This is a genomic window from Plantactinospora sp. ZYX-F-223 (assembly GCF_039649625.1).
Classification (GTDB): domain Bacteria; phylum Actinomycetota; class Actinomycetes; order Mycobacteriales; family Micromonosporaceae; genus Plantactinospora.
The window spans coordinates 179,420-202,056 of record NZ_JBDJAV010000007.1 but is presented as its reverse complement, the minus strand read 5'-3'; the positions used below and the strand labels follow the sequence as shown (position 1 = coordinate 202,056).

The 22,637-nt window shown below is 71.4% G+C and carries 20 protein-coding genes; 9 read left to right on the top strand and 11 right to left on the bottom strand.

Going from position 1 to position 22,637, the window contains the following annotated elements:
* Window positions 1–152: 152 nt before the first annotated feature.
* From AAH979_RS09805 to AAH979_RS09785, 5 genes are all read right to left on the bottom strand, one after another.
* Window positions 153–845 (bottom strand): response regulator transcription factor, encoded by a 693-nt coding sequence (locus tag AAH979_RS09805; protein WP_346257748.1) that lies wholly within the window; start codon window positions 843–845, stop codon window positions 153–155.
* A 60-nt stretch (window positions 846–905) separates the two neighbouring features.
* Window positions 906–1,904: a phosphatase PAP2 family protein gene (locus AAH979_RS09800; protein WP_346257747.1), complete on the bottom strand. Its 999-nt coding sequence runs from the start codon at window positions 1,902–1,904 to the stop codon at window positions 906–908.
* 216 nt (window positions 1,905–2,120) lie between these two features.
* Window positions 2,121–2,639, bottom strand: a complete 519-nt coding sequence (locus AAH979_RS09795) for a hypothetical protein (RefSeq protein ID WP_346257746.1) — start codon at window positions 2,637–2,639, stop codon at window positions 2,121–2,123.
* A gap of 89 nt (window positions 2,640–2,728) precedes the next feature.
* The gene (locus AAH979_RS09790; protein WP_346257745.1) at window positions 2,729–3,778 is read right to left on the bottom strand and encodes a helix-turn-helix transcriptional regulator; all 1,050 of its coding nucleotides are present in this window, start codon (window positions 3,776–3,778) and stop codon (window positions 2,729–2,731) included.
* A 238-nt stretch (window positions 3,779–4,016) separates the two neighbouring features.
* The gene (locus AAH979_RS09785; protein WP_346257744.1) at window positions 4,017–4,229 is read right to left on the bottom strand and encodes a hypothetical protein; all 213 of its coding nucleotides are present in this window, start codon (window positions 4,227–4,229) and stop codon (window positions 4,017–4,019) included.
* 21 nt (window positions 4,230–4,250) lie between these two features.
* Here AAH979_RS09785 and AAH979_RS09780 point away from each other — a divergent pair, with 21 nt between their 5' ends.
* On the top strand, window positions 4,251–5,858 hold the full coding sequence (locus AAH979_RS09780; RefSeq protein ID WP_346257743.1) for a sulfatase: 1,608 nt from the start codon (window positions 4,251–4,253) through the stop codon (window positions 5,856–5,858).
* A 45-nt stretch (window positions 5,859–5,903) separates the two neighbouring features.
* Here the strand turns inward: AAH979_RS09780 and AAH979_RS09775 are convergent, their stop codons facing one another.
* The 3 genes from AAH979_RS09775 to AAH979_RS09765 all read right to left on the bottom strand — a co-directional run bounded on the left by AAH979_RS09775 (window position 5,904) and on the right by AAH979_RS09765 (window position 8,742).
* Complete coding sequence (locus AAH979_RS09775; RefSeq protein ID WP_346257742.1) at window positions 5,904–6,713, bottom strand: SAM-dependent methyltransferase; 810 nt, start codon at window positions 6,711–6,713, stop codon at window positions 5,904–5,906.
* Window positions 6,714–6,827: 114 nt separating this feature from the next.
* Window positions 6,828–7,871, bottom strand: coding sequence for a cation transporter (locus AAH979_RS09770; protein ID WP_346257741.1), 1,044 nt, complete (start codon window positions 7,869–7,871; stop codon window positions 6,828–6,830).
* 130 nt (window positions 7,872–8,001) lie between these two features.
* Window positions 8,002–8,742 (bottom strand): TetR/AcrR family transcriptional regulator, encoded by a 741-nt coding sequence (locus AAH979_RS09765; RefSeq protein WP_346257740.1) that lies wholly within the window; start codon window positions 8,740–8,742, stop codon window positions 8,002–8,004.
* Between the two features lie 103 nt (window positions 8,743–8,845).
* On the opposite strand from AAH979_RS09765, the gene AAH979_RS09760 reads away from it, so the two are divergent.
* Complete coding sequence (locus AAH979_RS09760) at window positions 8,846–10,372, top strand: MFS transporter (RefSeq protein WP_346257739.1); 1,527 nt, start codon at window positions 8,846–8,848, stop codon at window positions 10,370–10,372.
* A 125-nt stretch (window positions 10,373–10,497) separates the two neighbouring features.
* On the opposite strand, the gene AAH979_RS09755 is transcribed toward AAH979_RS09760, so the two are convergent.
* Window positions 10,498–10,680 carry a hypothetical protein gene (locus tag AAH979_RS09755; RefSeq protein WP_346257738.1) on the bottom strand — a complete coding sequence of 61 codons (183 nt, stop codon included), beginning with the start codon at window positions 10,678–10,680 and terminating at the stop codon, window positions 10,498–10,500.
* 132 nt (window positions 10,681–10,812) lie between these two features.
* On the bottom strand, window positions 10,813–11,643 hold the full coding sequence (locus tag AAH979_RS09750; protein WP_346257737.1) for an N-formylglutamate amidohydrolase: 831 nt from the start codon (window positions 11,641–11,643) through the stop codon (window positions 10,813–10,815).
* 179 nt (window positions 11,644–11,822) lie between these two features.
* Here AAH979_RS09750 and AAH979_RS09745 point away from each other — a divergent pair, with 179 nt between their 5' ends.
* From AAH979_RS09745 to AAH979_RS09735, 3 genes are all read left to right on the top strand, one after another.
* Window positions 11,823–13,715: a CocE/NonD family hydrolase gene (locus AAH979_RS09745; protein WP_346257736.1), complete on the top strand. Its 1,893-nt coding sequence runs from the start codon at window positions 11,823–11,825 to the stop codon at window positions 13,713–13,715.
* A 234-nt stretch (window positions 13,716–13,949) separates the two neighbouring features.
* A complete protein-coding gene (locus AAH979_RS09740; RefSeq protein ID WP_346257735.1) occupies window positions 13,950–15,428 on the top strand; it encodes a hypothetical protein in 1,479 nt (492 codons plus the stop codon).
* A gap of 744 nt (window positions 15,429–16,172) precedes the next feature.
* Complete coding sequence (locus tag AAH979_RS09735; protein ID WP_346257734.1) at window positions 16,173–16,772, top strand: hypothetical protein; 600 nt, start codon at window positions 16,173–16,175, stop codon at window positions 16,770–16,772.
* Window positions 16,773–17,055: 283 nt separating this feature from the next.
* Here the strand turns inward: AAH979_RS09735 and AAH979_RS09730 are convergent, their stop codons facing one another.
* A complete protein-coding gene (locus tag AAH979_RS09730; protein WP_346257733.1) occupies window positions 17,056–18,072 on the bottom strand; it encodes an NAD(+)/NADH kinase in 1,017 nt (338 codons plus the stop codon).
* Window positions 18,073–18,498: 426 nt separating this feature from the next.
* On the opposite strand from AAH979_RS09730, the gene AAH979_RS09725 reads away from it, so the two are divergent.
* From AAH979_RS09725 to AAH979_RS09710, 4 genes are read left to right on the top strand one after another with little or no spacing between them, the layout of a single operon-like run.
* Window positions 18,499–19,518 (top strand): LacI family DNA-binding transcriptional regulator, encoded by a 1,020-nt coding sequence (locus AAH979_RS09725; RefSeq protein ID WP_346257732.1) that lies wholly within the window; start codon window positions 18,499–18,501, stop codon window positions 19,516–19,518.
* Between the two features lies 1 nt (window position 19,519).
* Window positions 19,520–20,782 carry a sugar ABC transporter substrate-binding protein gene (locus tag AAH979_RS09720; RefSeq protein ID WP_346257731.1) on the top strand — a complete coding sequence of 421 codons (1,263 nt, stop codon included), beginning with the start codon at window positions 19,520–19,522 and terminating at the stop codon, window positions 20,780–20,782.
* Window position 20,783: 1 nt separating this feature from the next.
* On the top strand, window positions 20,784–21,719 hold the full coding sequence (locus AAH979_RS09715; protein WP_346257730.1) for a sugar ABC transporter permease: 936 nt from the start codon (window positions 20,784–20,786) through the stop codon (window positions 21,717–21,719).
* Entirely contained in the window at window positions 21,716–22,621 is a 906-nt protein-coding gene (locus tag AAH979_RS09710) for a carbohydrate ABC transporter permease (protein WP_346257729.1), read from the top strand. Before AAH979_RS09715 ends, AAH979_RS09710 begins: the two co-directional genes overlap by 4 nt.
* Window positions 22,622–22,637: the final 16 nt, after the last annotated feature.

Genomic DNA, 22,637 nt, shown 5'->3' with positions numbered 1-22,637 from the left:
CCGACCGCGCCGGGAATCCCGGCCGCGCCCCGAACCCCGGTTGTGCCCCGAACCCCGGTTGTGCCCCGAACCCCGGTTGTGCCCCGAACCCCCCCGAACGCGCCGGGGAGCCTGCTGGCGGCACGGTTGACGGCGGCGCCGCCGGGCGCGGCTCACAGCGGGCCGAACCGGTAGCCGAAGCCGCGGACGGTCTGCACGTAGACCGGGGCGGCCGAATCGTCCTCGATCTTCGCCCGCAACCGCTGCACGCAGGCGTCGACCAGCCGCGAGTCGCCGAGATAGCCGTGCTCCCAGACCGCCTCCAGCAGTTGCTGCCGGCTCAGCACCCGGCCCGGCGTGCCGGAGAGTTCGAGCAGCAGGCGCAGTTCGGTCGGGGCGAGGCCGATCGGCACTCCGGCCCTGCTGACCACCAGCGCCGACCGGTCGATGGTCAGCGCGCCGTACCGCTGCACCGCCGGCTCCGGACCGGACCGCCGGGACTCGCCGCCGGTCCGCCGCAGCACCGCGCGGATCCGGGCCTCCAGGACCCGGGCCTGCACCGGCTTGACCACGTAGTCGTCGGCGCCGGCCTCCAGTCCGGCCACCACGTCGATGTCGTCGTTCCGGGCGGTGAGCATGATGATCGGCAGGTCCCCGGCCGACCGGATGCGGCGGCACACCTCGAAGCCGTCCATCCCGGGCAGCATGAGGTCGAGGACGATCACGTCGGCGGTGTCCGTACCCAGCCGGGCCAGCCCCTGCTCGCCGGTTGCCACGGCGTCCACGGTGTGACCCTGACGGGTCAGGGCGAGCTGGAGGCCGTCGCGCACCGTCTGGTGGTCCTCGATCAACAGCACCCGAGACATGTCACCAACTATCGCATTCCCGCCGAAGTTGCCCTGTCGATCATGATGCGTGGCAGGGAATCACACCTCCGCTGCCGCGCCGTCCGGTTTCCGAATCCGGCCAACGTCCCGGCGCCGTACCGGTCCCGTCCCGCCGGCGGTCCGGGATCGTGTCGCGGCCGGGCAACCAGCCGTTCCGAGCCCCGCCGATCCGGACCGGCCGGCGGCTCGGGCGGGGCCGACGAAATCCACCGAACGCACCAGGATCAGGACGGTGGCGACGACCAGGACGACCAACCCGCTTCCGGCCGCGATCGCGACGAAGAGCCCGCCGACGCCGCCGGACGCGGCGTACGGGGCGAGCGACGGCGCGAAGGCCAGCAGACCCAGCAGTGGCACCCCGCCGAGCAGCCCGAGCGGCCCGAACCCGGCAGCGGCCGGGGCTGCCCGGGTACCCACGCCGGGCCGGACCAGCGCGGCGGCGGCCAGACAGAACAGCGCCGCCGCCAGCAGTACACCGCCGAGGACGTCGCTGAACCGGTGCCATCCAGCGATCATCGTGGCCGCGGCGACCGTGCAGACCCCCACCGCACCCGGGACGGCGCACCACGGGCGGACCGGTGCGGGGAGCACGAGCAGGACGGCGAGCAGCAGCGCCATCGCCACCGCGACGTGGCCGCTGGGAAAACTGTTGTGCGTCGTCGAGGTGGCCACTCCGAGATCCGGCCGCAGGATCACCTGCTTGGCGACGCTCGCGGCGACCACCGCCGCACCGACCAGGCCGACGCCGGCCATCCCCGCCCAGGGCCGTCGCCGCAGCACACCGAGCAGCAGTACGGCAACCAGCAGCAGACCCAGCACGGCCGGATCGCCGAACCAGGCCAGTACGCTGCCGGCCGGCTCGACCAGCCCGGTCGGCTGCGCGTACCCGCCGCCCCGCTCGGCTCGGGGCAGCAGCCTGCCGTCGAGGGACTGGCCCGCGCCGGTGCCGACGAATCCGACGGCGATCAGCACGAACGCGAGCAGGTACCCGAGCGCGGCGCGGCGCAGCCGGCGGGCCGGCCCCCGCTCGGCGGGCACCGGCCGGCAGTCGGGCCGCCCCGGGGATCGGAGCGGTGTCGTGGACGGGTACGGCGATACCGGATGCACCAGCCAAGGATGGCGGGCCGGGGTCCGGAAAACGTGCGATTCATGTCATGGTTCTGTCACGGCCGCCCCGGCACCCGGCTGCCGCAGCGCCCCGGACGGCGGCGGGACGCGCCGACACGTCCCGCCCGCGCCCGGGGCGCCAGACCGCTACCAGCAGGTCCCGCAGACCGGACGGGGTCCCCAGTCCGGCGAGACGAGTCGGACCATCCGGTCGACCAGCGGGTCGCTGGTGTCCAGCGACCGCACGTCGAGTTCGTGGTCCAGCAGGTCCCACACCACCCGGACGCATTCGACCCGGACCAGGTAGTCGGTGACCACGCAGATCGCGAAGTCCACCTGCCCGGTCGGCACCTTCTTCCGGTCCGAGAACGGGCTGACCCCGGCCGGCGCGTACGGCCGCAGGTGCGACCCGTACACGATGCCGAGCGAGAAGCCGGGCTCGTAGACGGCGTACCCGAAGGCGGCGCCCGCCTTCTCCGCGACGCAGTCGAGCTGCCCCGCGAGGGTGAGGAAGTCACCCTCCTTGGCCTCGTCCACCGTCGCCACCTCGATGGTGCCGGAGGTGCAGTCGATCCGCTCCCAGACCGGCTCGGCGGCCATCGCCGGGCCGGCGGTGAGCGAGGCCAGCACAGCGGCGGCCAGCGCCGCGACCAGGCGTCTTCTCATCGAACCTTTCTCAGCCTGGACAGCGCGGCGGGTCCGCCCCGACTTCCACCTGAGGCGACGACGGATCGCAAAGGGAGGTTGCACCAGGTTCATTGGTGGTCTCCCTCGACAGGCGGTGTGTTCCTCGGTGGGCTCGCCGCCTGCATCGCGCCGAGGGCGAGACCGAGTTGGAAGCGGTTCTCCACGCCGAGCCGGTCCATCAGCGACCGCAGCGCGTAGGTGACCGAGCGGGTGGACATGCCGAGTTCCTTCGCGGCGCTGGTGTCGGTATGCCCCTCGGCGAGCAGCGCGACGACCGCCTTCTCTCGTGGTGTGAGCACGACCTCGGGTACTCCGTTCCGACGTGGATCCGTCGCGTCCGTCCAGTAGCGGACGAACAGCGAGACGAACGACTCGACCGCCGCGGGTTCGACGACCTCCCACGCGCCCCGGTGCAACCCGTTCGGGTCGACGGCGACCAGCGCGACACGGCGGTCGAAGATCATCAGCTTGTGTGGCAGCCGAGGCGCCTCGCGGTACTCCCCACCCAACCGGGCGAACTCGCTGGCGTGCCGCGACGACCGGTCGCCGTCGGCCGGCGCCCGACCCAGCGAGCGCAGCCGGATCCGGCGCCGGAGCAGCGCGATGTCCATCGGGGCGGCGATCGCCAGCGCGTCGGCGCTGAAGACCTCCTCCGGGTTCATCGCCAGGTGCTCGACCCGCTCCACCGCCACCAGTTCGGCGATACGCCGGCGGGTCGCGTCGCGGTCCGGCAGCCGCCGGGCCGGAAACGGGCGGACCATGCCCGGCCGTAACAGGCCGGCCGCGACCTCGGTCGCCGGGGCGGCCCGCCGGAGGGCGCGCCGTCGCAATGTGGTCACCGCCGCGTCCACCTCAGCCGCCCGCCAGGTCACCGCCTCGGCGCCGTGGCCGGCCGGCGCGGCGGCCGGCTCGACCAGGTTGGCCTCCGCCAACTCGTCCAGTGCCGCGCGGACCCGGCGCACCGCGAGACCGAGACTGGCGGCGATGCTGCCGGTGCTCCGAGAACCGAAGGTGACCAGGCAGCGGTAGACCAGATCGGCATCGGCGGAGACTCCCCAACGGACCAGTAGCGGCACCGCCCGCCCAACGGCCAGCGCCCCCGTGCCCCTGCCCGTCATGAACAACTCCCTCCCCCTGGGAATCGGTACGTCGCGATACAAACACAGGACGGCACCGATGTCTCGGGCCAGCAAGATCACCAAGTTGATTCGTTGCGTGATTACGCAACGCGGGGAGGTCGGCGAAGGCTCGTTGAACCGTAGGCCCGGAAATCCCGTTCTAGCTCACGGGCGGCGAGGCCGTTGCGAGCCTGGCCCGCCTCGCCAGTACGACCGCCAGGAGAGGATCCTCGGGTTGTCACTCTTCACACGCTTCCGCCAGGTGCCGGACCAGGAACGGACGCCCACCACGGACGACCCGTTGCCGGACGGACGCGCCGAGGACGACCCGGCCGGGGACGGGGAGAGTGCCGGTTCCGGAGGTGGCGGCGACGACACGGGCGGTGACGGTACGGGCGGTGACGGTACGGGCGGCGACGGTATAGGCGGCGAGGCGGCGGAACAGCGGCACCGCTCACCCGCTCGGCGGATCGTGACGCGGCTGACGACGGTACTGGCGGCCCTGCTCGTGCTGCTTGCCCTGACCGCGGGCAACAAGCCGGACCAGTTCACCCTCGGCACGCTCGCACGGATTCCGGTGGAGGCACTCCTCGGCGTCGTCCTCGTCCTCGCGTTGCGGACGGGGGCCCGACGGGCGGCGGCCGTACTCGGTGGCGTCGGTCTCGGCCTGTTGGGCCTGCTCAAGATCGTGGACATGGGCTTCCACGCCGTACTCGCCCGGCAGTTCGACCCGATCCTCGACTGGATCCTGCTGGACGACGCGATCTCGTTCCTCACCGACTCCTTCGGCCGGGGCGCCGCGATCGGTGCGGCGGTCGTGGCGGCGCTGCTCGCCGTCGCGGTGGTCGTGCTGACCACCCTGGCGGTGCTCCGCCTGACCGACCTGGTGGCCCGGCACAGCGTCGCCGCGACGCGTACCGTCGTGGTGCTCGGCGCGGCCTGGCTCGCCTGTGCGGTGCTCGGCGTACAGATCGTTCCCGGCGTACCGGTGGCGGCCCGGAACACGGCCGGCCTGGCGTACGGACGGGCGCAGCAGATCCGCGACGGCCTGCGCAGCCAGCAGGAGTTCAGCCGGCAGGTCGCCGTGGACGCCTTCCGCGACGTCCCCGGTGACCAGTTGCTCACCGGCCTGCGCGGCAAGGACGTCATGCTCGTCTTCGTCGAGAGCTACGGGCGGGACGCGGTCGAGGACCCGGAGTTCGCACCGCAGGTCGGTGCGGTACTCGACGCCGGTACGCAGCGGCTGGCCGCCGCCGGCTTCGCCGCGCGCAGCGCCTTCCTCACCTCACCGACGACGAGCAGCGGCAGTTGGCTGGCCCACTCCACGTTCCTGTCCGGTCTCTGGATCGACAACCAGCAGCGGTACCGCAACCTCGTCACGACCGACCGGCTGACCCTCACCGGCGCCTTCCGGCGGGCAAACTGGCGGACCGTCGGCATCATGCCGGGCGTCACCCGGGCCTGGCCAGAGGGAGAGCTGTACGACTACGAGAAGATCTACGATTCGAGCCAGCTCGGCTACCACGGCCCGAAGTTCAGCTGGGCCACCATGCCCGACCAGTACGCCCTGGCCGCCTTTGAACGGTACGAACACGGTACGCCGGACGCGGCCCCGCTGATGGCGGGGATAACCCTCGTGTCGAGCCACGCGCCCTGGACCCCCACTCCCCGGTTCGTCGACTGGGACGACCTCGGTGACGGATCCGTTTTCGCGCCGATGGCGAAGGAGGGTGAGCCGAAGCGCTCGCGCTGGGGCAACTCGGCGAAGGTACGTGCCGACTACCGGCAGTCCGTCGAGTACTCGCTGAACAGCCTGATCTCCTACATCGAGAAGTACGGCGACGACGACACCGTGGTCGTCTTCCTCGGGGACCACCAGCCCGCCCCGGTGGTGACCGGTGCCGGCGCCAGCCGGGACGTGCCGATCACCATCGTGGCGCACGACCCGGCGGTGCTGGACCGGATCTCCCGGTGGGACTGGCAGGACGGCCTGAAGCCGGGCCGGCGGGCGCCGGTCTGGCGGATGGACTCCTTCCGGGACCGCTTCCTGACCGCCTTCGGGCCACGGCCCGCTTCCTGACCGGGCCCGGACCGGGCACCGAACGGGGCTGGTGGGGCCCGGGCGTCAGGGTTTGCGGCCGACGCCGCCGTACCCGTCGACCGGTTCCGCGTCGGGGCTCTCCGGGCGCCACCGCGAGATGGAGACGATGCCCGGCTCCAGCAGGGTCAGGCCGTCGAAGCAGCGTTCGATCTGCTCCGGGCTGCGCAGGACGTACGGGACGGCGCCGGTGTCGTCGTAGCCCTGCTGTGCCTCGTCGAATCCGTCAGAGGTGTTGGTGCTGTCCCAGAGCACCAGGTAGCTGCCGCTGGGCACGGAGGCCATCACCCGGGCCACAATGGACCGTGCCTCCTCGTGGTCGGCGACGTGCCCGAGCACGCCCATGAACATGACCGCGATCGGCTGGGTGAAGTTCAGGATGTTCCGGGCGTCGGAGATGATCTGGTCGGGATCGTGGAAGTCCGCGTCGACGTAGCCGGTCACCCCCTCCGGGGTGGTGTTGCTGAGCAGGGCGCGGGCGTGGGCGAGCACGAGCGGGTCGTTGTCGACGTAGACGATCCGGGACTCCGGGGCGGCCCGCTGGGCCACCTGGTGGGTGTTGTCCAGGGTCGGCAGGCCGGTACCGATGTCGAGGAAGTTGCGGATCCCCGCCTCGGCCGCCAGGTGGTGCACGGCCCGGATCAGAAAGCGCCGGGACTGCTTGGCCAGTGGAACGATGCCGGGAAACTGCCGCCGGTAGGCGTCTCCGGCCTCTCGGTCGGCGGCGAAGTGGTCCTTGCCGCCCATCCAGTAGTTCCAGATCCGGGCCGAGTGCGGCACGCCGCTGTCGAGCCCGTCCGGCCATCCGCGATGTGCTGGCGGCGCTTCCTTCGTCACTTGGCTTCCCCAGGATTTCCGTAGTGAACGCGACCACTCCACCGTAGATCGTCGATCTGTCCCACGCACCCTCCGGGCGACCGTCCGCTGCTTCGGCCACCGTTCGGATACAGCTCAGACGGCGAGGAGGACGGTCATCCCGAGGTACGTGACCAGCAGCAGTACGCCCTCGAAGCCGAGTCGCCCCCAGCCGCAGGTCTGCCGGACGAGTAGCCCGGCGAGCAGGATCGCGGTCATGAACAGCCCGCTGGTCGTGATGAACAGGTCATCGCTGCCGGCGGCGTGATAGATGGAGCCCTGCCGGTACGCGACGTCGCCGACCACCAGGGTGATCACGTCGAGGATGTTCCCGCCGAGCACGGCGGCCACGGCGAGGGTGACCGCCCCCCGGCGTACGGCGGCGATCGCGGTGACCGTCTCCGGCAGCCCGTTCACGATGCCGAGCAGTACCCCGCCGGTGAACCCGGCAGTGAGGCCGGTGGTCTCGACGACGCTCTCGGCGGCCAGCGACACCGCCCAGCCGCTCGCCGCGACGAGTACGCCGACCAGCACGAACCGCCCCCACAGCGTGCCCATGCCGTGCTTGTCGAGGGCACCGTGGTCCTGTGGTACGTCGGGTTGCGTCTCCTTGGTGCCGACGGCCTGCCACATCGGTCTGGTGCCGGCGGTCCGGATCAGCCGGAGCCCGCCGAGGTAGCAGGCGACGATCGCGACGGAGACCGGGTGGATCCCGCCGACGGTGACGTTCGGGCTGTAACTGCCCAGCAGGGCGAGGGCGAGCAGGGCGATCAGCAGGCAGCCGAAGAGCAGGTTCGACGAGGAGGCGGCGGCGTGTTCGAGGTTGACCCGGCGGTAGAAGGCGTCCGCGACCGCGACGGCGGTGGTCTGGGCGGCGATCCCGCCGACCGCGTTGCTGTAGCCGAGCTGCGGATGGCCGCCCGCCGCGGTGACCGCGGTCATCACGATCCCGGATAGCCCGGTCGCGACGCCGAAGAAGACCACCCCGAAGACGGCCTCGCCCCAGCCGGTCCGGTCCGCCAGGGCGTCGCCCAGGGCGACGAGCCGGATGCTGCCGAGGATCGTGAGCAGGCCGGCGACGGCGAAGACGCCGACGCTCGGCCCGGGCGGCCAGGGCGTGGCGGGGAGAAGGCCCAGCATCGGGGGGTTATTCCCGAGTTGCCGGCTCCGAAGCATGTCGCCGGGAGCGGCGCGCCACCGCGACGGCGGGGCCGGCAGCCCTCGGCCGTCAGCCGGGAGCGGTCACGCCCTGGCGGTCAGCCGGGAGTCGTCACCGGTCCGGCCGGTCCAGCCACATCTCCAGCCCGTCGAGCAGCCGATCCAGCCCGAAGGTGAAACTCTCGTCCCAGATCCGCTCCGGGACGTACGCCGCCCCCCCGACCTCCTGCCGCCACTTGTCGTAGTGCGGATGCTCGCTGGCTATCCGCCCCAACTGGGGTTCCAGCTTCGCCGCGATCTCGGTCATCGACATTCCGGACTGCCGCATGCTGGTGACCATCGCCGAGATGGTCGTCGCCGAGCCGATCGCGTAGGAGGTCAGCAGCGCACTCGCGTGGGAGAGCTCCAGCCCGGAGAAGCCGGCCGCGGAGAGCAGTGCCACGGTGCGGTCGCCGATGCGCATCGCGTTGGGGCCGTAGTTCGGGCGTACGCCGAGCAGGCCGATCACCCACGGGTGGCGGAGCAGCATCTCCCGGGTGCCGGCGGTCAGCACCGAGGCGCCGATCCGCCAGCTCGTGTCGCCGACCTCCGGGACGTAGACCTCGCCCATCACCTCGTCGACCGCGAGTTCGAGCAGTTCGTCCTTGTTCGTCACGTACCAGTACACCGAGGTGGCGCCCGAACCCAGCCGGGTGCCGAGCCGGCGCATGCTCAGCCCGGCCAGGCCTTCGGCGTCCAGCAGTTCGATCGCCGCCCGGACGATCTGTTCACGGCTCAGCGAGGGCTGTTCGCCCCGGGTCCGGGGCGGGCGCAGCCACACCGAGTTGGTGAACGGGTCCGATTTCGGCGGCATCCACGGTCCTTTCGACCCGGCCAGTCTACCGACCGTCGTACGGTGTTCGAGATTGCTGGTACGGTGTTCGAGAATTCTCGCACGCTGTACGAGCGGAGGTTCCATGCCCACACCCCACCCGCGTCGCTGGTGGATCCTCGGCGTGCTCTGTCTGAGCCTGCTGGTGGCCGTCATCGACAACATGGTGCTCAACATCGCCGTCCCGTCGCTGATCCGCGACCTCGGGGCCAGCGCCTCGGACATCCAGTGGATCCTCGACTCGTACATCCTGGTCTTCGCCGGGCTGCTGCTGACCGCCGGCAGCCTCTCCGACCGGCACGGCCGGCGACGCGGCCTGGTGATCGGCCTGGTCGTGTTCGGCGGCGCGTCCGTGCTGGCCACGCTCTGCCAGACCCCTGGTCAACTCGTCGCGGCCCGGGCCCTGATGGGGGTGGGCGCCGCCTTCCTGATGCCCAGCACGCTCTCGATCCTCACCACCGTTTTCGACGAGTCCGAGCGGAAGAAGGCCATTGCGATCTGGAGTTCCGTGCTGGTGCTCGGCGCCCTGGGCGGCCCGACCGTCGGCGGCCTGCTGTTGCAGCACTTCTGGTGGGGATCGGTGTTCCTGCTCAACGTCCCGATCGCCATCCTCGGCATCGTCGCCGCGCTCGTGATCATCCCCGAGTCACGCGGTCCGGCCAGCCGGCCGGACGTGCTCGGTGCGCTGCTCTCCACGGTCGGCATGACGGCGCTGGTCTGGGCGGTGATCTCGTCGGCCAAGGACGGCTGGTCGTCCCCGCCGACCGTTGCCGGGCTGGTCGGCGCGGCCGTGCTGCTCACCGCGTTCGCGCTGTGGGAGCGGCGGGTCGCCGAGCCGATGCTGCCGATGGCGCTGTTCCGGGACCGCAACTTCGGCGGGGCCAGCCTCTCCATCGTGCTGCTTTCGCTCTCCGCCGGCGGCGTACTGCTCGCCCTGACCCAGTACCTCCAGTTCGTCCTCGGGTACGGGCCGATGCGGGCCGGCCTGGCGTTCGTGCCGATGCTGGTCACCGTGATGGCCTGTAACGGCCTCGGGGTACTGGTCGACAAGCGGTTCGGTGCCCGGGTCGCGGTCGCCGCCGGGCTGTCGCTGATGGCCGTCGGCTTCGGCGTACTCGCCTCGATCGGACCGACCGACGGCTATCCGACGCTGGCCGTCGCGCTGGTGCTGATCGGGGCGGGCAGCGGCGTCACCGGACCGGCGGCGGTCGGCACCCTGCTCGCCGCACTGCCCCCGGAACGGGCCGGCGTCGGCTCGGCGGTCAACGACACCGTGCAGCAGATCGGCGCGGCGCTCAGCGTCGCGGTGCTGGGCAGCGTACTGACCGCCGCCTACCGGGCCGCGGTGCCGGCGGAAGTCACCGGCCCGGCCCGGGAATCCATCGGCGACGCCCTGCGGATCGCCACCGCCACCGGCGACGACACGCTGGCTCGACTGGCCCGGGACGCCTTCGTCGAGGCGATGTCCAGCACCGCGATCGTCGGAGTGGTCGGTGGCATCGCCGCCGCCGTCGTCGCGGCGCTCGTGATCCGGCCGAAAGCGACCCCGCCGGCACCGCCGGCCGCGGAGCGGGAACCGATCGTGGCGGACGGAGCGGTCACGACCCGGTGAGGCCAGCACGATCCGACCCGCACCGGCCGTACTGGATGGAGGTGCGGGTCGGACGGCAATCCCTTCCGCGGGCTGCCTGCCGGGCACGGTTGGCCGGCCGAGCACCGTCGGCCGGACTCGGCCGGTCAGTCGGTGAACCGGAGCACCGGCTTGATCGTACGGCCGGCGTGGACGTCGTCGGCGGCGCGCTGGATCTGCCCGAAGTCGTACCCGGTGACGAGCCGGTCCACCGGTAGCCGGCCCTGCCGGTGCAGCCGCACCAGGGCCGGGATCAGCGACTGGGTCTCCGCGCCGCCGATGGTCACCATGTAGCGCTCGGGTCACCGGACGTCAAACCCGGCCCGCGCAGCGCGAACCGGCTGGCCGGGAGCCGCCCGGGACATGCCGGCTCGGCCAACGTCCTGTTCGGGGACGCCGGCCTCGAGGCCGGCCGGGCCGGGTCAGCCGGTGCGGCGACCGGGGTTGGCGTCCACCGCGTCGACCAGCGCGGCCAGTGCCCCGGCCACGGTGGCCAGGCCGCCGGTCGGCGCTCCGCCGGGTTCCACCAGGTAGCCGTCCCGCCGGATCTCCACCATCAGCGCGGTCACCCGCCGGTCCCGGCCGTAGTGCCGCAGCGGCACGTAGCAGCCCGCGAACGGGGTGTCCACTCCGGTGCCGCCGCAGCCGGCGAAGGCTGCCCGGCCGGCCGCCAGCAACCAGTCCGGGGTGTGCGCCGGATCGGTACCGAGGCAGACCGCCGGGCGTTCGGCGCCGCCGATCTCGTACGGCAGCCGCCGGCTCGGATAGGAGTGCACGTCCAGCACGGTCACCCGGCCGCGTACGGCCAACCGGGCGTCCACCAGGTCGGTGATGGCCCGGGCGTAGGGCCGGTACCAGCGGTCGAGCAGTTGCTCCTCGGCGACCGGGTCCTCGGCGCGCAGCGGGGAGCCGTTGCTGGTCCTGGTGTAGACGGCGGCCATTCCGACCGCCCGCATCGACTCCCGCTCGTCCGGGAAGCGCTCCGGGTCGACGACCAGCCGGGAGAGCAGGTTCACGAGCGTCCACGGAGTACGCCGGGCGGAGGTGGCGGCCCGGGCCGCGATCAGGTCGGTGTGCGCGTCGGTCATCCGGGCCAGCTCGGCCGCCAGGGCGGCGTCGTCGAGCAGCAGCCCGGCGCGTACGTCCGGCGGGACCAGCCGACCGGCGTGCGGGACGTGCAGGACCACGTCGCTGTCGGCGGCGCCCGGCACGACCCGGAAACCAACCGCCGGCTCCGCCCCGCTGTGCCGCACCGCTACCGCCGTCCCGTCGACCCGCTGCCGGCGGACGGTAGCACGGCGACGGCGTAACCGCTGGTGCTTCCGTGTGCCGTCGAACCTGGACGGATCAGGTTCCGACAGATGTGCGTTGTTCGATCGGCGCTCTCGCCCGTAACCTACGCACGCCCTTGACCGGCGAAAAAGGAGTGTGCATGGGTCGGATCAGTAGGATCTGGCGGGTCGGACTCGCGGTGCTTCCGATGGCGGCGGTGGCCGTGCTGGGCTCCGCGCCGCCGGCATTCGCCCACCGGGGACCGTCGATCGTGGTACGCGACGGCGTGACCCAGCCGGTGTTCGGGTACGCCGACGCGATCCGGGAACGGCTCTTCGTCGACTCGACGTTCGACAGCGACAACGACGGCGAGCGCGACATCATCGCGTTCGACGTGATGCGGCCCAGGGCCACGGCCGACGGGCTCAAGGTGCCGGTCATCATGGACGCCAGCCCTTACTACTCGACCGTCTGCCGGGGCAACGAGTCCGAGTGCAAGGCCGACCTGGACGGTGACGGCCTGCTCGACCGGTGGCCGCTTTTCTACGACAACTACTTCGTCCCGCGCGGCTATGCGGTGATCCTGCTGGACATGGTCGGCACCAACAACTCCACCGGCTGCCCGACCACCAACGGCACCCCGGACAACCTGAGCGCCAAGCAGGCGATCGACTGGCTGAACGGCCGGGCCACCGCGCGGAACGCGGCCGGGAAGGTCGTCAGGGCCGACTGGCACAACGGCCGTACCGGCATGGTCGGCAAGTCGTACGACGGCTCGCTGGCGATGGCGACGGCGGTGACCGGGGTGAAGGGCCTGACCACCATCGTGCCGATCAGCGGCCCGGCCGAGTACTACGACTACACCCGCAGCAACGGGGTGATCACCCGAGGCAACAGCTATGTGTCGTCGCTGGCCAACACGGTGACCAACCCGGACCGCCGGGACTACTGCAAGCCGGTCCGGGACGCGCTGGGCGCCGCCGACGGCGACGAGACCGGCGACTACTCGGCGTTCTGGACCGAGCGCAGCTACGTCCGGAACGTCGACAAGATCAAGGCCAGTGTGCTGCTCTACCACGGGCTCAACGACGACAACGTCCGGCCGGACCACTTCAGCAAGTTCTGGTACGAACTCGCCGAGCACCGGGTGCCGCGCAAGTTGTGGCTCTCCCAGGAGGGGCACGTCGACCCGTTCGACTCGCGCCGGGCGGTCTGGGTGGACACCCTGCACCGCTGGTTCGACTTCTGGCTGCACCGGGTGCGGAACGGGATCATGGACGAGCCCCGGGTCGACCTGGAGCGCTCCGCCGACGTCTGGGAGACGCACGCCGACTGGCCGATCCCGGGGACCCGTGGGACCGAGGTCTTCCTCCAGCCCGGCACCGGCGGTGCGGGCGGCCTCAAGCTGATGCCGGCGTGGAAGCCGAGCACCCAGACCTTCGCCGACGACCCGGCGCAGCGCCAGGACGCGATGATCACCAACCCGGAGACCGTCCAGCCGGGCCGGCTGGCGTACCTGTCGGAGCCGCTGCGTGCCCCGCTGCACATCTCCGGTACGCCGGTGGTGAAGCTGCGGGCCTCCGCCGACAAGACCGACACCAACTTCGGGGCGATCCTGGTCGACTACGGCACCGCCGAACGGGTGGCGCACCGGGCCTCCGGGGAGGGCATCATCACCCTGGAGACCCAGGACTGCTGGGGTGAGACCAGCCCGACCGACGACGGGTGCTACAAGCAGACCCAGAAGCGGGTGGCCACCGCCGACCTCGAACTGGTCACCAAGGGCATCCTGGACGCACAGAACCGGAAGTCGATCCGCACGGCGACCCCGTTGGTCCCCGGCAAGCTCTACGACTTCGACTTTCCGCTGCTGCCCGAGGACTACGTCTTCCCGCCGGGTCACCGGATCGGCGTGATCATCGTCGGCAGCTACCCGCAGTACTCCAGCCAGGCCGACCCGAACCGGGCCACCATCGACCTGGCGCTGAAGAACAGTCGTGTCGTGCTGCCGATCGTCGGTGGTGCCCGCGCCGGGTACGCCGCCGGACTGTGACCGTACGCCCCGCCGGCTGTCGGAGACTCCCCGGCGGGGCACCGGGACAGCTCCTCGGTGGCCGCCGGCCGTCCCCGTCCTGGTCCGGCGGTGCCCGGCCGGAGCGCCGGTACGGCTCGGCCGGGCCACCCCGCCGGGCCGCCGTCAGGTGTATGATCCGCCGGTTGAGCCCTACCCCTGCGGCGTGTGCCCCGGACGCCGGCACCGGGCTCGCGACCATATGGAGGATGGCGCATGTCCCAAGGCCAGGAGCTGTTCGACCTGCACGAGGACAAGACTTCGCGGCCCAGCTTCGAGACCACGCTGCGCGGTTACGACAAGCGGCAGGTGGAGCAGTATGTGGCGCAGACCGCCCACGAGCTCTCGAAACTGATCTCCGAACGTGAACAGGCGTTCAGCCACATCCAGGGGCTGACCGTCCATCTCCAGCAGGTACAGGCCGAGTTGACCGAGCTGCGAGACCGGCCGCCGCAGGTGGACCGGGCGTCGTTCCGCGACCTGGGTCCGATGGTCGACCAGATCATGGCACTGGCCGAGAAGCAGGCCGGAGTGATCGTCGACGCCGCCGCCCAGCGGGCCACCGAGCACCAGAACGAGGCGGAGCGGGTCCTCGCCGACGCCCGCGAGCAAGCCGAGAAGCTGGTGGCCGAGGGTGAGGCCGGCCGGGAGCGCGCCGAGCAGGAGGCGCAGCGGGTCAGCGAGCGGAGCGCCCAACAGGCCGAGCGGGCCCAGGCCCAGGCCGAGTCGATGCTGGAAGCGGCGCGCAACCAGATCCAGCAGGAGATCGAGGCCGCCCGGGCGCGTACCCAGCAGGAGCTGGGCCAGTGGCAGGCCAACGTGGAGCGGGAGCTGACCGAGCTGCGCAACAGCACCGAAGCGGAGCTGACCCGGGCGCAGAAGCAGGTCGAGGAGGAGAACGCGAACCTGCGGTCGGAGGCCCAGCAGTACGCCTCCGAACTGCGGCGCCGGGCGGACGAGCAGGCCACCGCGCAGCAGCAGCAGCTCGCGGCGCTCCAGGAGGAGGTCGAGACGCGACAGCAGTCGCTCAGCCAGTTGCTGGCCGCGCAGGAGACCGCGCAGCAGCGGCTGGCACAGTCCCGCCAGGAGGGTGCCACCGCGGAGCAGGAGTTCGCCCAGCTACAGCAGCGGCTCGGCGAGGTCCGCCAGGACCTGACTGCCGAACTCAACCGGCTGGACGAGGCGCGCCGGGCGGCGGAGCAGGCCGAGCGGCAGGCGGCCGAGGTGCGGGCCCGGACGCAGCGTGAGGCGAAGCGGCTGGCAGACCGGGCCGCCGCCGCGGTGATGGCGGCCGCCGCGATCACCGGAGAGACCGGCGAATACCAGATGGTGGCGGTGCGCCAGGAGGCCAACCGGGGGCCGGCCGAGCTGCCCGCGGAACCGGTCGAGCAGCCCGAGCAGCCGGAGCGGCGCGAGTCGGTCGAGCAGCCGGAGCCGGCGGTGCACATGTTCGGACCGGTCGAGCAGCCGGAGCCGCCGGCGAACATGTTCGGACCGGTCGAGCAGCCGGAGCCGCCGGCGAACATGTTCGGACCGGTCGAGCAGCCGGAGCCGCCGGCGAACATGTTCGAGCCGGTCGAGCAGCCGGAGCCGGCCGTGAACATGTTCGAACCGCAGCAGCCCCCGCACCAGCCGCAACACGGGCACTCGCCGCCCGTCTACACCCCCAACGGCGGCGACCCCAGCCGCTACTAGCGGCGCGCGGCGACGTCGGTGCCAGGGTTTGAGCTGGCGTGAGGATCGTTGCGGGTCGGAGGTCGTGATGTAGCGAGGTCTCCGGTAGATGGTTCAGCGACCAAGCAGAACCTGGAAAGCCGGAGACCTCGTGGACACCCTGGCGGTGACGAGGCGGTTCGACCTGGCCGATGCCCAGTGGGCAACGCTGGAGGCGTTGCTGCCGACGCCGAAGCCGCCAGGCCGACCGTCGTTGTGGAGCAGACGCCAGTTGACCGACGGATCCGGTGGCCTGCCCGGGTCGGAGCCCCATGGCGGGCTCCCACGGCGGCCAGGCGGCAGTCGGTCCTGAGCGCCTGGCCAGAAGTCTTCGCCGTAACCAGCGCGCGATCCGGCGGATGCCGGCGACCCACGACGGAACCGCGCGGTGCCCGAGGTCGTACGGGCGAGAGAGAGCACTCCTGCACGGGCTGTATCGCGATCCGCGACGGGCTCTCGTGCTGCCGAGCTGCTGACGCGTGACGACGAGCCGGACCGGTACCGGTGGTGCGGGCTGATCCGCCTGAGCCCGAGGTAGGCGCCGGTAACCGGCCGACATCCGCGTCGACAACAGCGTGGACAGTACCAATCTTCTCCGGGAGAGATGTGAAAGGGAAGTGAAAGTGGGCGTATTTACCATTGTTGTGAGAAGCGCCGCGCTATCCGAGGGCGAAGGCCGTCGTCCGACAACCGAGGCAAACCGGCACCCACCACGGAGGTATAAACATGCGAAAACTCCTGTCGAGATTTGTCGTCATCGCTTCGGTACTCGTCACCGCGCCACTTGTCGGCGGCGCCGCCCATGCGGCCGCGCCCGCCGGCCAGCAGTACGTGCAGTACAAGACCGGGACCCAGGCGGTTTTTGAACAGCAGGCCCGGGCGGCGGGTCTCACCCCGAGTCAAGCCGAGTACCTGGAGAAGCGGAGCGACTACTACCTGGCCGTCATGGGAGGGAAGCGGATATCCCCCAACCAGATCGACGTCAACGGGACCGCGACGGTGAACATCGCGCTTCCGGGCGAGAGTCGCCCTCGGAACCTCTCGTCCGAGGCTGGCCTCCGTCAAGCTGCCGAACCGTGTCCCTACCTGTACTTCTGCGCCTACCAGTACGAACACTGGACGGGCGACTCCATCAATATGTACAACTGCAGGTTCTATCCGATTCCATGGGTTTCGGCGGGCTCCTGGGAGAACGACCAGACCGTTGGCACCGAACCCATGCAATACCACAGCAACGGCGGCAGCCAGCGACTTCCCGCTGCGTACGCTTTGCAGGGGAGCGGCGTTACGTGGCTGACAATCACCGGCATCAGGCCCTGCGACTGACCGACTGGCGACCGTAGTCGCCACGCCCGCTTCCGGCTACGACATCCATGGCCGGCGGAGGGCCGAGGAGCCGGTGCCCAGTTTCGGACACCGGCTCCTCCGGGTGAGGCCGCGCAGTACCGCTGCCCACGCCGCGCCACCGCTCTGCGTGCCGTGATCCTGCTGCCGTGGCCATCCGCTTCAGGAACTCGCCCTCCGCCACGAAGCCACCATTCCACCTCGCCGCCATCAACGAATGGCTGCGGCCGACTTCGACACCGGCCCTGGTCGGCGGAGCGGGCGTTCAGCCGTCGGCCTGGTCGGGCCGCCGGCTGTCGGCCACCGCCGCGGGCGCGTCGGCGAGGGAGAACCGTTCACGCAACCGGGAGTAGAACCGGGACGGGCGCAGCCGGACCAGGTGGGCCGGTTCGCGCGCCGGCAGCACCGTCACCCAGTCTCCGGGATCGAGTACGCCACGGAGCTGCCCGTCCACGCTGACCGCCACCTGGCCGGACCGGTCGAGGACGCGTACCGTCACCGCCTCGTCGGCGGCCATCACCAGGCTGCGGTTGAAGACCATGTGCGGGGCGACCGGAGTGAAGGCCAGCGCGCGGAGCCGGGGGGAGAGGATCGGGCCGCCGGCCGCGAAGTTGTAGGCGGTGGAGCCGGTCGGGCTGGCCACCACGAGGGCGTCGGCCGAGTAGGAGGCGAAGAGCGTCTCGTCCAGGTACACCCCAAGGCTGGCCTGCCGGTCGCGGGCCAGCTTCTCGAAGACGATGTCGTTCAGCGCGGTGACGTCCAGCGCCACGCCTGGCTGGTCGACCGGTTCGGCGCTGCGGGGCAGTGGCGGGGGCGGCGGCAGCAGCGGCCCGCGCCCGTAGCGCAGCAGCGCCTCCATCCCGCCAGGAATCTCCAGCGGCCGGGAGGCACAGAGCGTCAGCATCAGCCGTTCGTCGAGCTGTACCCGGCCGGCGAAGAACGCGTCCAGCGCCGTGTCGATCTCGGCGGGCTCGATCTCGGTCAGGAAGCCCACCCGGCCGACGTTGATGCCGAGCACGGGTACGCCGTCCTTGGCGGCGATCCGGGCGCCCCGCAGGAAGGTCCCGTCCCCGCCGATCGTCACCACCAGCGCCGGATGGCCGGCGGCCTCGGCCTCGTCGCCCGCGTTGCGGCGTCGCCGCTGCCCCCAGGACGGCTCCCAGACGTCGATGTCGCTGACCCCGATCGAGTGGTCGGCCGCCCAGCGCCGGACCGCCCCGGCCGCCGTCACCGCCGCCGCCCGGCCCTCGTGCACCACCAAGCCGATCCGTTGACCCGTCATGCTCTCTCGTTTCTCCTGCCTGGCGTCCGCGCCACCGGCCCTCGGGCGGTGAACGATCCGGTCGCGGTCCCGGCCACTGCCTATCACGAACATGGTCGACCAGCCCGCACCGCCCCGTGTCGCGGGGCCGACCGCGCCGACCGGGAGCGCCCGCCGCACCCGAACCGGGGACAGTCCGGGCCCGGGGCGCGGTGGCCGTCCCGAGCGTGTCGAGCCGGGCCGACGGCGGCGAATTTCCCGGCCTGGCACCGCTTCGGCCCGACCGTCGTAACAGGACTCCGGGTAAGGTGCTGGCCCCGCTCGGCTTGACAGTGCTGCCGTACGGGGTCAGGCTGGGCCACTGTAAGCGCTTCCGGAAGCGGTCCGCCGCTCCGGATTCTGTAAGCGCTTCCGGACTGGTTTGACCATAGTTGCTTGGAGTTGGCAATGGCGGTGCAGGACCGACGACAGGCGACCATCTACGAGGTCGCCCAGCGGGTCGGCGTCTCGATCGCCACCGTGTCCCGAGCGCTGCGCGGCACCGACTACGTCGCACCGGAGACCCGCCGCCGGGTGCTGGCGGCGGTGGAGGAGTTGCAGTTCCGGCCCAGCCGGCTCGGGCAGTCCCTGGCCGAGGGGCGGCACGCGGCGAACGGCATCGTCTTCCCCGACCTGTCCGGCCCGTACTACTCCGAGGTGGTGCTCGGCTACGAGGAGGTCGCCGCCGAGCTGGGCAACAGCGTGCTCATCCTGGCCACGCACGGTCGGCCCGACCCTGCGCGCAAGGTGCTCGAACTGGCCCGCCGGGTGGACGGGATGGTCGTGATGGGCCGGACGGTCGCCGACGGGATCGTCGCGCAGGTGGCGGAGACCGGCGTCCCGACCGTGCTGCTGGCAAGGCCAGCCGTCGGCGCCCTGGACACCATCACCGCCGACAACGACAGCAGCGCCCGGCGGCTGGTCGAGCACCTGCTCGGACACGGCTACCGGCGCTTCGCCTACCTGGGCGACCCGGACTCCTCGCCGGACGTGACCGACCGGTACGCGGCGTTCCGGGCGGCACTCGCCGACGCCGGGCACACCCCGCCAGGGGCACCGGTGCGCTGCGCCTTCGACGTGGAGGCCGGGCACCGGGCCGCCCGGCAGGTACTCGCGGGCCGGTCCCGTCCGGCGGCGCTGGTCTGCGCGAACGACGAGGTGGCGCTCGGGGCCATGGCGGCGGCCGCGGAGCTGGGGCTGACCGTCCCCGGCGACGTCGCGATCACCGGGTGGGACGACGTGATGGCCGCGCGCTACGCCGGGCTCACCACCGTGCACCAGCCGATGCGGAAATTGGGCGCGACCGCGGCCCGGTGGCTGCAGGACCGGATGGCCGGCAGCCAGACAGCGGTACGTCGAGAGGTTCTCCCGACCCGGCTCGTCGTCCGGTCGAGCTGCGGTCCACATGGCGCCGAGACGGAGGTCTGAGATGAGGACATGGAGACGGGCCGGTACCGCCGTGGTGCTCGCGGCGATGCTCGCGGTGACTGGCTGCGGCCGGGACGCCGGTACCGGCGAGGAGGCGGCCGCGCCCGTCGCGGAGGGCAAGGCGAGCGGCGACATCACGGTCTGGGCGATGGGCACCGAGGGGGAGAAGCTCTCCGTCCTCGCCGCGGACTTCATGCGGGAGAACCCGGACGCGAAGGTGACGGTGACGCCGATTCCGTGGGACGGCGCGCACGACAAGCTCGCCACCGCCATCGCCGGGAAGCAGACCCCAGACCTCAGCCTGATCGGCACCACCTGGATGGGGGAGTTCGCCAAGACCGGCGGGCTGGACCCGACACCGGGTGAGCTGATCAAGAAGGAGGACTTCTTCGAGGGAGCCTGGAACACCACGGTCGTCGACGGCACCTCCTACGGCGTGCCCTGGTACGTCGAGACCCGGCTCTTCTACGTGAACTCCGCCGTTGCCGCCCGGGCCGGGATCACCACCCCGCCGAAGACCTGGGAGGAGTTCAAGTCCGCGATCGCCGCACTGAAGGCGAGGGGCGGCGCGAAGTGGGGCGTCAACCTGCAACCGCCGGGTTCGGCCATCGGTTCCTGGCAGAGCATCATGCCGTTCGTCTGGTCCAACGGCGGCGACGTGGCCACCGGCGACGGTTTCACCCTCGACAGCCCCCAGGCCGTCGAGGCGTACGGGTTCTACAAGTCGTTCTTCGACGAGGGGCTCGCCCCGAAGGACCTCGCGCAGGGCGCGCTCGAACCGGCCTTCCTCGCCGGCGAGATCGGGGCGTTCCCCTCCGGCCCCTGGCACATCGGCGTACTCGAAGAGCAGGGCGGCGCGGGCAAGTTCCAGCTCTGGCAGATGCCGGGCCGACAGTCGGCCACCTCCTTCGTCGGCGGCGGTGACCTGGCGGTCTTCTCCGACGCGAAGAACCGCGACGGTGCGTGGAAATTCGTCGCCTACCTGAGCCGGCCGGACGTGCAGACCACGTGGTACCAGACGGTCAGCGACCTGCCGGCGGTCAAGAAGGGCTGGGACGATCCGGCGCTGCGCGGCGACCCGCTGCTCTCCGCCTTCGGCAAGCAACTGGAGGACGCCAAGTCGCCACCGGCGATCGCCACCTGGGAGCAGATCGCGGCCGCGATCGACGGCGAGGTGGAGAAGATGGCCAAGGCCGGCGCGAAGCCGGAGGACGCGGCCAAGGCGATGCAGCAGCGGGCGACCTCGATCGGCACCGGGGTCTGAGATGACCGCCGTCGCCCCCGACGCGGGCACCCGGCGCGGGCGCAGCGGTCCGCGGCTGCGCCGGGCGGCGGTCGGCTGGGGCTTCGCCCTGCCGTTCACCGCGCTGCTCGTGGTCTTCCTGGCCGGCCCGGTGCTCGCCTCGCTGCTGATGAGCTTCACCGACCTGCGCAGCGCCGACGTCCGGAACCCGTTCGCCGTCAACATCGTCGGACTGCGCAACTACGCTCGGCTCTTCGGTGACGAACTCTTCGTCCGGGCCGCGGTGAACACCGCGATCTTCGTGCTCGTCGGCGTACCGCTGACCATGGTGGCCGGACTGGCGGCGGCGCTCGGGCTCAACTCGGGGCTGACCCGGTTCCGCACGGTCTTCCGGGTCGGCTACTACCTGCCGGTGGTGACCAGCATCGTGGCGGTCGCCGTGGTCTGGCGTTTTCTGCTCCAGCCGGACTCCGGGCTGGTCGACAGCCTGCTCCGGCTGGTCGGGCTGGACGGGCCGAACTGGCTGGGCCGGACCGACCTGGCCCTGCCGTCGCTGATCGTGATGGCGGCCTGGCGCAACCTCGGCTACCAGATGGTGATCTTCCTCGCCGGGTTGCAGGCGATCCCGCAGCACCTCTACGAGGCCGCCCGGATCGACGGGGCCACCGGATGGCAGCAGTTCCGGTACGTGACGCTGCCGTCGCTGCGCCCCACGCTGCTCTTCGTCGGGGTGATCGGGACCATCGGCTACCTCCAGTTCTTCGAGGAGCCGCTGGTGATGACCCGGGGCGGTCCGCTCAACTCGACGCTCTCGGTTTCGTACCACATCTACAACCAGTTCGGCTTCGGCAACTACGGGTACGCCTCGGCGATGAGCTATCTGCTGTTCCTGGCGATCGTGCTGCTGTCGATCCTCTGGTTCCGGCTGCTCCGCTCGTCCGAGGAGGTGTCGCGGTGACCGCCCCGGTGACGAGTCCGCGCCCGGCGGTCGCCGTACCGCCGGCGCCGCCCGCCGGTCCTGCCCGGCCGGTACGCCGCCGACGCGACCGGGTGGCCTCGGTCGTGCTGCACGTGGTGCTGGTGGCGGGGCTGCTTGCCATGGTGGGCCCGTTCGGCTGGATGCTGCTGTCGTCGTTCAAGCCGGAGGCCGAGATCCGGCTCGTCCCGCCGACCTGGTGGCCGGAGCAGTTCACCCTGGCGAACTACCGGGAGCTGTTCGGCCGGCTCGACTTCCCGACCTATTTCTTCAACTCGGCCCTGGTGGCCACCCTGGTCACCCTCGGCAACCTGGTGTTCTGCTCGGCCGTCGGCTACGCGCTGACCAAGCTGCGCTTTCCGGGCCGCCGGGCGCTGTTCGGGCTGGTACTCAGCTCGGTGATGGTGCCCAGCATGGTGACCTTCGTGCCGCTCTTCGTGCTGGTCGCCAACCTGGGGCTGACCAACACCTACGCCGCGCTGGTGCTGCCGTTCCTGGCCGGGGCGCTGGGCGCGTTCCTGATGCGCCAGTTCATGTTCTCCATCCCCGACGAACTGGTCGAGTCCGCCCGGGTCGACGGCGCCAGCGAGCTGCGGATCTTCGTCCGGATCGTGCTGCCGCTCTGCCGGCCGGCGCTGGCCGCGCTCGGCATCCTCACCTTCCTCGCCAACTGGAACAGCTTCATCTGGCCACTGGTGGTGGCCACCACCGAGGACAAGTACACCCTGCCGGTCGCGCTGGCGCTCTACAGCGTCGGGCAGAACCAGACCAAGTTCGGGCTGCTGCTCGCCGGCTCGGTCGTGGTGGTGCTCCCCGTGGTGATCGTCTTCCTCGTGTTGCAGCGGCACTTCGTGCGCGGCATCGCGACCACCGGACTGAAGTGACGTACCTCCGGAGGTA